We start from the raw sequence: 12,958 nt of genomic DNA, 5'->3' as shown, positions 1-12,958 counted from the left end.
CATGAATTTTCCAATTTTATCATTCTTAACTTTCTTCCCATTAGTTGGAGTTATTTTTATTTTACTAAGACGAGGAAGTGATGAAGTCGTTGAGCGTTCATCAAAGAATATTTCAATTTTAGTATCAGTTATTAATTTTATTGTTTCATTATTCTTGTGGAGTAAATTTGATCCAACTAATCCTGGTTTTCAATTTGTTGAAGAAACTCAATGGATTAAAAATTTTGTTTCATACAAAATGGGTGTTGATGGAATTTCAATATTTTTAGTTTTGCTTACGACTTTTATTTCCCCACTTTGCATTTTTGCATCGATCAATAGTTTAAAGAAAAGAATTAAAGAATTTTTAATTGCGATCTTGATCATGCAGACTTTTATGATTGGGGTATTCTGTGCTTTAGATTTATTCTTATTCTTCCTATTCTTTGAAGGCGGACTAATTCCAATGTTTTTAATTATTGGCATCTGGGGTGGAGAAAGACGTGTTTATTCTGCTTTAAAGTTCTTTTTATATACGTTTTTAGGCTCAATTTTCATGCTGATTGCAATTATCGCCATCTATTGGAACATGAATACTTTAGATCTGGTTAAATTAACGGAGTTAAAAATTCCTGAAAATTTACAATACTGGATGTGGTTAGGTTTTTTTATTTCTCTAGCCGTTAAACTTCCAATGTGGCCATTCCATACATGGTTACCAGATGCCCACGTTGAGGCGCCAACAGCAGGCTCAGTAATACTTGCTGCAATCTTGCTTAAAATTTCAGGTTATGGATTTATTAGATTTTCACTTGGATTATTTCCAATTGCCTCTCATTATTTTGCGAACTTCGTATTTGTCTTGAGTGTCATTGCAATAATTTATGCATCTTTTGTAGCGCTGATGCAAAAAGATATGAAAAAGCTAATTGCCTATTCATCAGTAGCTCATATGGGTTATGTTACCATTGGAATCTTCTCATTTACTAAACAGGGGATAGATGGCGCGATTTTTCAAATGATTAGCCATGGATTAATTTCTTCATCATTATTCTTGTGTGTTGGCGTTTTGTACGATCGCGTGCACAGCAGATTAATTGAAGACTATTCAGGTGTTGTAAACATTATGCCAAAATTTGCTTTAGTATTTATATTCTCATCCCTTGCAAATGTGGGTCTTCCAGGCACAAGTGGATTTGTCGGAGAGTTTTTAACTTTGATTGGAACTTTTAAAGTAAATTACATTGTGGCCATACTTGCAGCAACAGGAGTAATATTGTCTGCTGCTTATTCATTATGGTTATGCAAACGAGTTGTGTTTGGAGAATTTAAAGTTAACAATCATAGTGAAAAATTATTAGACTTAGATGCAACAGAAATAGTAATTTTATTTATGCTAATGATTTTAACAATTGTATTTGGAGTTTATCCTAATTTAATTTTAGAACCAATTTCATCTTCAGTAGATTTAGTTGTTAAAAATATGGGAGCTATCAAATGAAAAATATTATTCCAGAATTAGTTATATTATTAAGCTCATTCTCTTTATTAATTGCTGGAGTTTTTTCTAAAACTTTTAATAAAATAATAAATTATATTATTATTGTATTGCTAGCCGCTCTAATTTTCGTTGTTTATTTTAACTTTGATTCATCTGTTACCTTGTTCGGTAACAGTTACACTATTGATCCGTTATCGAATTTTATGAAGATTTTAGTTTTGATTTCAGTTTTATTTACAATGTTAATTTCAAACGCTTATCTTGAAAGATTAAAGATTGCGAAATTTGAGTATCCAATCATTCTATTGCTATCCACACTTGGAATGTTTGTAATGATTAGTGCTAACAACTTAATTGTTTTCTATTTAGGACTAGAGCTTCAGTCTTTATGCCTTTATGTGCTTGCAGCCATTAACACTAAGTCTCTCAAATCTTCAGAAGCTGGCTTAAAATACTTTGTTTTAGGCTCTTTATCTTCAGGTCTCTTATTATATGGATGTTCTTTAGTTTACGGATTCACAGGTTCAGTTGATTATTCAGAAATAGCCAAAGTCGCAACCGAGCAGAGTGGTGCTTTAAAATTTGGTTTAGTTTTTATTCTTTGTGGTATTGCATTTAAAATATCAGCAGTACCATTTCATATGTGGGCTCCAGATGTTTATGAAGGATCACCTACATCCGTTACAACATTCTTTGCTATGGCCCCAAAAGTTGCAGCTATTGCAGCATTGATAAAATTTTTAAACGTTCCTTATGCAAACTTCATAAGTGAATGGAGAACAGTTGTTATCGTTCTATCAATTGCATCAATGTTCCTAGGCGCTGTTGCTGCAATAGGTCAAAGCAATTTAAAACGTCTAATGGCTTATAGCTCAATCGGTCATGTCGGTTTTATTCTTGCAGGTCTTGCCATTGCAACACCCGAGTCATTAAGCGCAGTTTTAGTTTATTTAGTTATTTATGTGTTTATGAATATTGGAGTGTTTGCTTGCATTATGTCTTTAAATCGAAATGGAGTTTATTTTGAAAATATTTCTGATCTATCAGGACTTTCAAAACATCATCCACTTATAGCAATTTGTTTAACAATATTAACATTCTCTTTGGCAGGGATTCCTCCTCTTGCAGGATTCTTTGCAAAATTTTATATTTTCTTAGCGATCATACAGCAAAAAATTTATTATCTTGCTGTTGTCGGATTATTATCCGCTGTGATTGCTGCATTTTATTATCTTCGAATTATAAAAGTTATTTATTTCGATGCCGCTAAAGAAAGTTACGATAAAAATTCTAGTTATGGTGTGAAATTTTCACTTATCGTTTCAACAGTTGTTGTATTATTTTATTTCATTGATCCATCCACACTTAATACAATCGTAGAAAGTATTACAAAAAATATAAAATAAATGAGTCTGCCTATTTTTAATTTTACGAAAATAGAGAGCACCAATGATTTTGCTAGATCATTAATTACCAAACATAAAATTTTTAAAGGAATTGTTATTGCTGACGAACAAACAAAAGGTCGAGGCAGATATGGTAATCAATGGAGTTCGCCAAAAGGAAATTTATATTTTACTATTTTCTTTCCAATTTTAAGATCTAATTTAAAAAAAATTCAGTTTCTTGTTCAATTGCAAATTAGAAATATCTTAAAAAGTTATAATATTAAAAACGTTACTTTAAAGTGGCCTAATGACCTTTATATTAATAACAAGAAGGTAAGTGGAATTTTACAAGAAAGTATTGTCTTTGGTAAGTTTTTTTTAATTGTTGGGATTGGTATTAATGTAAAATCTTCTCCAAAGATTAAAAAATATCCAACGACTTATTTAAATAAAGAAACAAAGAAAAAAATTAACTTAAAAGAACTAGTGGAAAACCTTAAAAAAGCTTTTGTAAGTAATATTATTGATAAAAAATTTTCATTAAAAAAAATCGCTAAAGATTGGAATAAATATGCTTTTAATAAAAATAAGTTTATAAATTTCAAAATAAACAATAAGATTTATAAGGGTATCTTTAAGGGTATTAATAACAACGGTGCTTTGATTTTAGAGCACAATAATCACAAAGATTATTTTACGCATGGTAGTTTAGTTTGAATTATTTAATCATCGACATCGGTAATACGAATATTGATTTTGTTAATTTTAATAAATTAACGAATAAGTATTCTAATAAATTTACAATAGATACTTCTGATATATTAGAAGGTCGTCTTGGTTCTATTAATAAGAAAATTAAAAAAAATTTCTATCAAGGCGCTCTATCCTCAAGCGTTGTTCCTAATGCATTTAATAATTTAAAAAAAATGTTAAAGGAAAAAAATATACACCTTAATGAAATTAAAGATCGACATCTTAATCTTCCTATTAAACTTAAACTAAGCAAACCAAAACAAGTTGGTTCAGATAGAGTTGTAAATGCTATTGCTGCATTTAAAATTTATAAAAAAAATTCAATCATTATTGATTTTGGAACAGCGACAACTTTTGATGTTATAGTTCAAAATAGTTACATTGGCGGAATGATTACACCGGGTATTAATTTATCACTAAAAGTTTTAGAAGAAGCAACGGCTAAGCTTCCTTTAATTAAATTAAAGAAAACTAATAAATACATAGGAAAAGATACAGTCAGCGCAATTAATAACGGTATGTATTGGGGCTATATTGGTTTAATTAAGGAACTTGTGCAAAAAATTATTAAAGAAACTAAAAAGAAGTATCTAGTTATTTTTACTGGAGGACTTGCTAATATTTTCTTTTCTTCATTTCCATTCAAAGACAAAGTTATCGATCAGCAGATTACCTTAAAAGGAATAGCTGAAACTTTAAAATTTAATTTAAAAAATATTTAATGGCTAAAGGTGGACAGGAATTAGTATATTGCTCATTAGGTGGAGCAGGTGAGATTGGAATGAATTTGAATTTATTTGGCTATGGAAAGCCAGGTGAATACAAATGGATTATCGTTGATATTGGCGTTACTTTTTCTGATGATAATATTCCAGGTATTGAAGTCATCCTTCCCAATCCAGAGTTTATTGCAAACCAAAAAGAGAATTTATTAGGGATAGTTTTAACACATGCTCATGAGGATCACGTTGGTGCAATTGCGCATTTGTGGCCTATGCTCGAGTGTCCAATTTACGCAACTCCATTTACAGCCGCAATTGTTAGAGAAAAATTTAAAGAAAAAAAAATTAATATCGGGAGTCATTTAAAAATTGTTAAATTAGGTGGTAACGTAAAACTAGGGGCTTTTGATATTGATTACGTTACACTTACTCATTCTATTTTAGAACCTAATGGACTTGCGATCACAACACCTGAAGGTGTTGTTTTACATACAGCAGATTGGAAGATCGATGAGGATCCTTTAATTGGAGAAAAAACTGATGTTAAAAAATTAACAGAGCTTGGAAAAAAAGGTGTACTTGCAATGGTTTGCGACTCCACTAACATTTTTAATCTTGGATCATCAGGCTCAGAAAGCTTAGTAAGAACAGGTCTTTTAACTGTTTTAGAGAAGATGAAAAACAGGATCGTTATTACATCTTTTGCATCGAACGTTGCAAGAATGGAAACAGTTTTCAAAGTTGCAGAAAAAATTGGAAGACATGTTTGTTTAGTTGGAAGATCTATGAATAGAATTTACGAACTAGCAAGACAGTGTAATTATTTACAAGACATTAAAGTTCCAATTGACGTTAGAGATTCAAAAAAAATGCCAAAAAATAAAATGGTATTTCTTTGCACGGGCTCACAAGGCGAGCAAAGAGCAGCTTTAGCAAGAATTGCAAACGGAACTCATCCAGATCTTCACCTTGAAAAAGATGATAACGTTATTTTTTCTTCTCGAATTATTCCTGGAAACGAAAAGAGATTATATAAAATTTTTAATGATTTTTCTAAAAGTGAAATCAATGTTTTATCAGAAGAAAATTCTATGATTCACGTATCAGGTCATCCAGCCCGTGAAGACTTAAAAAAAATGTATAATTGGGTAAAACCCAAAATATTAATTCCAGTTCATGGTGAACAAAGACATATGGCCGAGCATATTAATTTTGCAAAAGAAATGGGGGTCAAGTTTCCAATTAAAGTAAGTAATGGTGAGATTATAAGACTTGCACCAGGTGAACCCCAAGTAGTTGATAAAGTGACATGGGGTAGAGTTTATTTAGATGGTAAAGTTTTAATTGATAATGACTCTCCAGTTTTAAAAGAGAGAAGAAATATGGCTGCAAATGGTTATATGGAGATTACAGTTTTAATTTCTAAGAACGGTCAGATAAAAAATAATCCAATCATTACTTTAAAAGGAATTCCTTTTATCGAAGAAGATGCAAGTGAGATTGAGTATGATTTAGAAGATGTAGTAATGGATACTTGTAAAAGTTTTAATTTAAATAATTCAAAACAAGAAAAGAATTTAATCGATACTTTAAAAGGTAATTGTAGAAAATTAATCAACGATAAATCTGGAAAAAAACCCTTCGTAAATATAAATTTAGTTAGATTTTAGTTTATGTCGATTACAGGTGGCATTATTATTTATGTAAATCTGTGGATGATCATATTTTTTATGGTGTTGCCTTTTGGAATTACTAATCAAATTGATTCTCCAGATTATCAAAAAGGTACTGATCCTGGAGCTCCAGTTGAATCTAGAATGAAAAAAAAGATTTTAATAACCACACTTATATCAACCGTTATTTTCTCTTTAATATTAGTAGTAGACCAATTAGATTTGTTTAAAATTAGAAAAATATTATTTTAATGCTGATTTCAAAGTTATTTTTTCCCGTTCTCAGAGAAGTCTCAGCTGACGCTAAATTAAAATCACATCAAATAATGCTTAAAGCTGGAATGATCAGACAAAGTGCTGCAGGTATTTATTCTTGGCTGCCATTGGGGCTTAAAGTTTTAAAGAAGATTGAACAAGTTGTTAGAGAAGAGCAGAACAACGTAGGCGCACAAGAAATGCTAATGCCAACCATTCAATCAGCAGATATTTGGAAAGAAAGCGGCAGATACAATGATTATGGACAGGAAATGCTTAGAATTAAAGACCGAGGAGATAGAGAGTTATTATACGGACCAACTAACGAAGAACTTGTTACAGAAATTTTTCGAGATAACGTTAAATCCTATAAATCATTACCATTAATTCTTTATCATATTCAGTGGAAGTTTAGAGACGAGATTAGACCAAGATTTGGTGTAATGCGTTGCAGAGAATTCTTAATGAAAGATTCTTACTCTTTTGATCTTACCAAAGAAGATGCAATCAAATCTTATAATAAAATGTTTTATGCATACCTTAGAACGTTTACTAGATTAGAATTAAAAGCATTACCTCTTAGAGCAAGCTCAGGACCAATTGGTGGAGATGCTTCTCATGAATTTATTATCTTAGCAGACACAGGCGAGAGCCAAGTTTATTTAGATAAATCATTACTTGATATAGATGTTAATAGCTTTGATAGTTCTGAAGCTTCAATTAACAAAATGATTACAGCATTTTCAACTCCGTATAGCGCAACAGATGAAAAACATTCTGAAAAAGAATTTAATGAAAAAGTTTCAAAAGACAAACAGTTAGCAACTAAAGGAATAGAAGTAGGTCATATATTTTATTTTGGAAATAAATACTCACAACCCATGAAAGCAAACGTTCTAAACAAAGAAGGCAAGAATGTTAATGTTGAGATGGGATCTTACGGAATTGGAGTTTCAAGACTCGTTGCTGCAGTTATTGAAGCAAAATGTATTGAAGGAGTTATGAAGTGGCCGCTTGTGATTTCTCCATTTGATATTGCAATTATCCCACTTAACAATAAATCTGATACTGTTCCTTTGGATAAAGCTCGTAAAATTTATGAAACTTTAAAGAGCAATTCCATTGATGCTATTTTAGATGACACTTTAGAAAGTCCATCAAGTAAATTTAAAAACTTTGATTTAATGGGCGTTCCTTATCAAATTATTATCGGCTCAAAAAGTAGTGATGATAAATTAGAATTTAAAGAGTTAAATGCAAAAACAGAAATGTTAACAATTGAAGAAATAATTAAAAAAATAAAAAAATTAAAAGGTTAAATTGATTTCCGCTGCTGAGTTATTAATAATAAAAAATTATATTCGATCAAAAAAAAAAGATAGTTTTTTAAAAATTATCTCAATTTTCTCTTTTCTTGGAATATCTATAGGTGTTGCAACTCTGATCATTGTTATGTCAGTAATGAATGGGTTTCGAGCCGAACTGTTTGATAAACTTTTAAAGTTTAATCCTCATATAATTGTTCATTCTGTTGGTAACGATGAATTGAGTATTCCAAAATTAACTCAGTTTTTTAATGAAAGAAAAATTGAAGTTAAAAGCATTAGAAAAGTTATTAAAGCTCAAGGATTGTTAGTTTCAGAAAGAACTAATTCTGGGATTGGAATTATTGGAATTAATAAAGAGGATTTGCTTAAAGACGAGTTTATCAAGGAGCTATCTGGTTATACGAAGGGCTCAGTTATAATTGGAAATGCACTGGCGGATAAGCTTGGGATTGCAAAAAATAATAAGATTAACGTACTTTCGGCTAATAATATTTCAACTCCGTTTGGAAAATTGCCTCAACAATTTACCTTTAAAGTAGCCTCAACATTTTCAAGTGGAGTGTCAGAGTTAGATTATAACTATGTCTTTATTCCCTATAACGATGCTTTAGAATTTATAAAAAATAATAAAAATCTTATTTCAGTAGATATTAAAATTAAGGACGTTAATAACGTTGATCTTTATAAAAAAGATCTACAGAAAAATTTTCAAAATTATTATTTCACAACTTGGATAGATAATAATCAAACATTTTTTGATGCATTGTTAGTTGAGCGTAATGTGATGTTTATTATTTTAACTCTTATTATCATTGTTGCAGCATTTAATATCGTAACGGGCATGACGATCTTGGTTAAAAACAAAACAAAAGAGATTGCAATTTTTAATACCCTTGGAATGTCAAAGTTTTCAATTTCAAAGATTTTTTTTATCATGGGATCTTTTATTGGAATTAGTGGAACAATATTTGGAGTAATTTTGGGTGTAGTTTTTGCTCATAACATTGAAGCCATTAGACAGTTTGTAAGCTTTGTTTTTCAAGTAAGAGTTTTTCCTCCTGAAATTTATTTTTTGAGTAAGATGCCTTCATTGATTGATTACAAGTCCGTTCTTATTATCTGTTTCTTCTCAGTACTAATTACATTCGTTGCAAGTTTATATCCTGCAATTTCAGCATCTAAACTTAATCCAATCAAAGGATTAAAATATGACTGATAATTTTTTAAAGTTAAAAAATATTCAAAAGAAATACATAGACGCTAGTAAAAATATTCAAGTTTTGAATGGTGTTAATTTATCTTTAAGTAAAAATAACATAGTTTCATTAATCGGACCTTCTGGTTCTGGAAAATCAACACTTTTACATATTTTGGGATTACTTGAGACAGTTGATCAGGGTGAGTATTTTTTTAATGATGTTAATTTAATTAATTTGAAGGATGATAAAAAAACAATTTATAGAAGAAAGAGTATTTCAATAGTTTATCAATTTAATAATTTAATTTCTGATCTACGTGCAGTTGATAATGTTATTCTTCCTTTACTAATTAATAATTTAGATAAGAATGAATCTTTTAAAAAAGCAGAAAGTTTACTTACAAAACTTGGGTTAAAAGAAAGATTAAATCATTACCCTCATGAATTGTCAGGCGGGGAACAGCAGCGTGTTGCAATCGCTAGAGCTTTAATAAATGAACCTGAGCTTATTCTAGCAGATGAACCAACTGGTAATTTAGACAGCAAAACTGCAAACGAAGTCTTTGAAATACTTTTAAGTTTAAAATCAAAAGAAAGATTAATTGTTTTTGCAACTCACAATAGAGAATTGTCAGATAAAGCAGATATTCAGTTAGCTATTCAAGATTCTAATGTTAGAATTTTGAAATAGAAAAATGAGTCTCAAAGATATTACTTTTAACCACTTTAAAATTCACACTCAGTACTCAATCTGTGAAGGAGCAGTTAAAATTGAAGAGCTAGCAAAGTATGCAAAACTTTCAAAATTTTTATCCCTTGGGATATCTGACTCTTATAATTTAAGTGGAGCTTTAGAGTTTTCAGAAGAGCTATCAAAAGCAGGTGTTCATCCAATTATTGGCACTCAGCTTAATATAAAGACTGACAATATTATCGGTAAAGTCTCTCTAATTGCAAAGAATGAGATAGGTTACAAAAATTTATTAAAACTTTCCTCTAAATCCTATCTAGATATTAACGCAACTGATGCGCCCCATTGTTCAATTAAAGACTTGTTAGACTATAGTAGTGGGCTCTTTGTTTTGTTAGGTGGAAATCATACTTTAACTTCTCAACTTATTCTTAACAATCAGGATAAAATATTTTTAAATAACGTAAGTAAATTAAAGTCTGTATTTAAAGATAATCTTTTTTTTGAAATACAAAGGCATAATGAAGCTAATGAAGGTAGAATAGAAAATTTTTTAATAGCCAATTCAAAGTCTTTAAAAGTTCCAATTATAGCCTCACAAGAAGTTTTTTATATTCATCAAGACATGTATGAAGCGCATGATGCATATATTTGTATTGGTCAAAAAGCTTATGTGGAGGATAAAAATAGAATTAGTTATTCAGATCAGCATTATCTTAAGAGCAATGAAGAAATGCTTAAATTGTTTGCTGATTTACCTGATGCTTTAGAAAACAATCATAATTTAAGATTTCAATGTCTTTATCGACCACTACCAAGCAAACCTTTACTTCCAAACTTTACATCAACCTCTTCGACTGAAAAAAATGTCGAGGTTGTTCTTCAAGAATTAGCTCAAAAAGGATTAGAGGTTAGATTAAAGGAAGTTATTTTAAAAAATATAAATGATCCTAAACAGATTGAAGAAACAAAGAAGATTTATGTAGATAGATTAAATTACGAAGTGAAAATGATTAACCAGATGAAGTTTTCTGGTTATTTCTTAATTGTTTCTGATTATATTTTGTGGGCTAAAAATAATAACATTCCTGTAGGACCAGGAAGGGGATCGGGAGCCGGATCTTTGGTTGCTTGGGCATTATCTATAACTGAATTAGACCCAATTAAATTTGGATTAATCTTTGAACGTTTTTTAAATCCAGATCGAATTTCAATTCCAGATTTTGATATCGATTTTTGTCAGGAAGATCGAGATAAAGTAATTAATTATGTAAAAAATAAATATAAAGGTGGAGTTGCGCAAATTATTACATTTGGAAAATTACAAGCTAGAATGGCAATCCGTGACATTGGTCGTGTTATTGGCCTTCCTTATAGCGTAGTAGATTCTCTTTCAAAAATGATCCCATTTGATCCGTCACGTCCTCTTTCGTTACAAGAGTCTGTTGCACTTGAGCCAAGAATTCAAGAGGCGCAAAAAAATGATGTTAAGATTGATAAATTAATTAAATTAGCAATTAAACTTGAAGGACTTTATAGAAATATTGCAACACATGCTGCCGGTATAGTTATTGCAGACAGACAAATTGAAGAGATCGTTCCTCTGTATAAAGATTTTGGTTCAGAAAATGATATTCCAGTAACACAATTTGATATGAAGTGGTCTGAGAATGCTGGACTTGTTAAGTTCGATTTTTTAGGTCTCAAAACTCTTACGGTTATTAAAAAAACAGTAAATTCTCTTAAAGAAAATAACATTAATATAAATTTAAAAGATCTCCCTCTTGACGATCCTAAAACTTTTGAACTTTTATGTTCTGGCGAAACTATGGGTGTGTTCCAGTTAGAAAGCGCTGGAATGAGAGAGGTTTTAAAGCAAATGAAGCCTAATAAATTTGAAGATATTATTGCATTAGTTGCTCTTTTTAGGCCAGGTCCGATGCAGAATATTTCCAAATACAATAATTGTAAGCATGGAATAGAAAAGCCTGATTACCTTCATCCTAAAATCGAACATATTCTAAAAGAGACTTACGGAGTTATTATTTATCAAGAACAAGTGATGCAGATTGCTCAATCTCTTTCAGGATTTTCAGCTGGAAAAGCCGATATTTTAAGAAAAGCCATGGGTAAGAAAAAATCAGCAGAAATGGAAAGACAGAAGAAAGATTTTATTGAAGGCGCTGTTAAAAATGGAATTACCAAAGATCAAGCCGTTTACATATTTCAGTTAGTTGAAAAATTTGCACAGTACGGATTTAATAAAAGTCACGCCGCAGCTTATGCATTGATTGCCTATCAAACTGCTTATTTAAAAACTCACTATCCTTTCTACTTTGTAGCGGCTTCAATGAATTTGGATTTAGCTAATACAGATAAATTAAATGAGTTTTACGAAGAGTTAAAACGATTAAAGATTGATGTGGTTTTGCCATCTATCAACGAATCTTTCGCAGACTTTGTTGTAAGAGATAATAAAGTTTATTATGCATTAGCAGCAATTAAAGCAGTGGGCTATGAATCTGTTAATCAAATAATTACTGATAGAAAAAATAACGGTTCATTTAAATCTTTAGAAGACTTTATATTAAGAATTGACTCAAAATTAATTAATAAACTTCAAATGGAGGGATTAATTAAGTCTGGAGCTTTTGATTGTTTAGAGAGTAATCGTAAATTTTTATTCGACGCTGTTCCTGAGATTATTAAGATTTCTAAAAATTATAAAGAATCAAATCTATTACAAGATAGTTTATTTGGTAATGATAAAAATAGTAAACTTCCATCCTTAGAAAATTTTGTAAACAAAAAAGAATTTTGGAATCAAAATGAAAAAATGAAAAATGAGTTTGAATCGATTGGTTTTTTTATTAGCGAACACCCACTATTAAATTATGAAAAAGTTTTAAAAACTTATAATGTTAAAAGATTTTCTGACATTTCTGAAAATGATTTAAATAGAGAGTTTGTTCTTTCGGGCACTTTAATGGCTGTCCAAGAAAAAAAAACTGCCAAAGGACAACCGTTTGCAATTATTAAATTAAGCGACCTTAGTAGAATGTATGAGCTTTTTATTTTTTCAGAAATCTTACTTGCTAATAGAGACAAGATGCTTCCGGGAAATTCTTTCTTAATTAATATTGTTAAAGAAAAAATGACTAATGGAACAACAAGATTAACTACTAGAAAATTAACTGAAATTAATTCTATTAAAGAAGCAAAGATTAATAATGCTGAAATTGTTATTAAAAATTTAGAAAGTATAAATGAGCTGAAGAAAATTTTAAAAGACAGTGGAGATACCAAAGTTTTAATTCGAGTGAATTCTAAAGATAAAAACTATGCGTTTAATCTTAAAACTAACAAATTAATTGATGCTTCTATACTCAGCGTTTTAAATAGCTCAGGTTTTGAGTGTAAAATTCACTAGTATTAACTTGTGTTTTTCCCAGATTTTAATATAAAACCAT

At 30.0% G+C, this 12,958-nt stretch carries 10 protein-coding genes; all 10 read left to right on the top strand.

Going from position 1 to position 12,958, the window contains the following annotated elements:
- Position 1: 1 nt before the first annotated feature.
- Genes AC8GER_RS03210 through dnaE form a run of 10 tightly spaced genes read left to right on the top strand, consistent with a single transcriptional unit; the run spans position 2 to position 12,918 of the window.
- Positions 2 to 1,480 carry an NADH-quinone oxidoreductase subunit M gene (locus tag AC8GER_RS03210; RefSeq protein ID WP_506597446.1) on the top strand — a complete coding sequence of 493 codons (1,479 nt, stop codon included), beginning with the start codon at positions 2 to 4 and terminating at the stop codon, positions 1,478 to 1,480.
- Positions 1,477 to 2,886, top strand: coding sequence for an NADH-quinone oxidoreductase subunit NuoN (gene nuoN / locus AC8GER_RS03205; protein ID WP_506597445.1), 1,410 nt, complete (start codon positions 1,477 to 1,479; stop codon positions 2,884 to 2,886). The genes AC8GER_RS03210 and nuoN overlap by 4 nt, the downstream gene beginning before the upstream one ends.
- Positions 2,887 to 3,585 (top strand): biotin--[acetyl-CoA-carboxylase] ligase, encoded by a 699-nt coding sequence (locus AC8GER_RS03200; RefSeq protein WP_506597444.1) that lies wholly within the window; start codon positions 2,887 to 2,889, stop codon positions 3,583 to 3,585.
- Positions 3,582 to 4,343: a type III pantothenate kinase gene (locus AC8GER_RS03195; protein WP_506597443.1), complete on the top strand. Its 762-nt coding sequence runs from the start codon at positions 3,582 to 3,584 to the stop codon at positions 4,341 to 4,343. The genes AC8GER_RS03200 and AC8GER_RS03195 overlap by 4 nt, the downstream gene beginning before the upstream one ends.
- The gene (locus AC8GER_RS03190; protein ID WP_506598490.1) at positions 4,343 to 6,013 is read left to right on the top strand and encodes a ribonuclease J; all 1,671 of its coding nucleotides are present in this window, start codon (positions 4,343 to 4,345) and stop codon (positions 6,011 to 6,013) included. Before AC8GER_RS03195 ends, AC8GER_RS03190 begins: the two co-directional genes overlap by 1 nt.
- A 3-nt stretch (positions 6,014 to 6,016) precedes the next feature.
- Positions 6,017 to 6,268 carry a DUF1467 family protein gene (locus AC8GER_RS03185; protein WP_506598489.1) on the top strand — a complete coding sequence of 84 codons (252 nt, stop codon included), beginning with the start codon at positions 6,017 to 6,019 and terminating at the stop codon, positions 6,266 to 6,268.
- Positions 6,268 to 7,590: a proline--tRNA ligase gene (gene proS, locus AC8GER_RS03180; RefSeq protein ID WP_506598488.1), complete on the top strand. Its 1,323-nt coding sequence runs from the start codon at positions 6,268 to 6,270 to the stop codon at positions 7,588 to 7,590. Before AC8GER_RS03185 ends, proS begins: the two co-directional genes overlap by 1 nt.
- Before the next feature lies 1 nt (position 7,591).
- Positions 7,592 to 8,815, top strand: a complete 1,224-nt coding sequence (locus AC8GER_RS03175) for a lipoprotein-releasing ABC transporter permease subunit (protein ID WP_506598487.1) — start codon at positions 7,592 to 7,594, stop codon at positions 8,813 to 8,815.
- Positions 8,808 to 9,488: an ABC transporter ATP-binding protein gene (locus tag AC8GER_RS03170; protein ID WP_506598486.1), complete on the top strand. Its 681-nt coding sequence runs from the start codon at positions 8,808 to 8,810 to the stop codon at positions 9,486 to 9,488. The genes AC8GER_RS03175 and AC8GER_RS03170 overlap by 8 nt, the downstream gene beginning before the upstream one ends.
- Before the next feature lie 4 nt (positions 9,489 to 9,492).
- Complete coding sequence (gene dnaE, locus AC8GER_RS03165; protein WP_506598485.1) at positions 9,493 to 12,918, top strand: DNA polymerase III subunit alpha; 3,426 nt, start codon at positions 9,493 to 9,495, stop codon at positions 12,916 to 12,918.
- Positions 12,919 to 12,958 lie beyond the last annotated feature (40 nt).

The sequence above is a fragment of the Fontibacterium abundans (SeqCode) genome (genome assembly GCF_965235095.1).
In the GTDB taxonomy this organism is placed as follows: Bacteria; Pseudomonadota; Alphaproteobacteria; order Pelagibacterales; family Pelagibacteraceae; genus Fontibacterium; species Fontibacterium abundans.
Note: the sequence above shows the minus strand (reverse complement) of the source record. Positions and strands in the feature narration are given on the sequence as shown.

Coding starts and splice junctions, on each gene's coding strand:
- dnaE (WP_506598485.1), top strand. CDS start 9,493: ATGAGTCTCAAAGATATTACTTTTAACCACTTTAAAATTCACACTCAG.
- nuoN (WP_506597445.1), top strand. CDS start 1,477: ATGAAAAATATTATTCCAGAATTAGTTATATTATTAAGCTCATTCTCT.
- AC8GER_RS03170 (WP_506598486.1), top strand. CDS start 8,808: ATGACTGATAATTTTTTAAAGTTAAAAAATATTCAAAAGAAATACATA.
- AC8GER_RS03200 (WP_506597444.1), top strand. CDS start 2,887: ATGAGTCTGCCTATTTTTAATTTTACGAAAATAGAGAGCACCAATGAT.
- AC8GER_RS03185 (WP_506598489.1), top strand. CDS start 6,017: ATGTCGATTACAGGTGGCATTATTATTTATGTAAATCTGTGGATGATC.
- AC8GER_RS03190 (WP_506598490.1), top strand. CDS start 4,343: ATGGCTAAAGGTGGACAGGAATTAGTATATTGCTCATTAGGTGGAGCA.
- AC8GER_RS03210 (WP_506597446.1), top strand. CDS start 2: ATGAATTTTCCAATTTTATCATTCTTAACTTTCTTCCCATTAGTTGGA.
- proS (WP_506598488.1), top strand. CDS start 6,268: ATGCTGATTTCAAAGTTATTTTTTCCCGTTCTCAGAGAAGTCTCAGCT.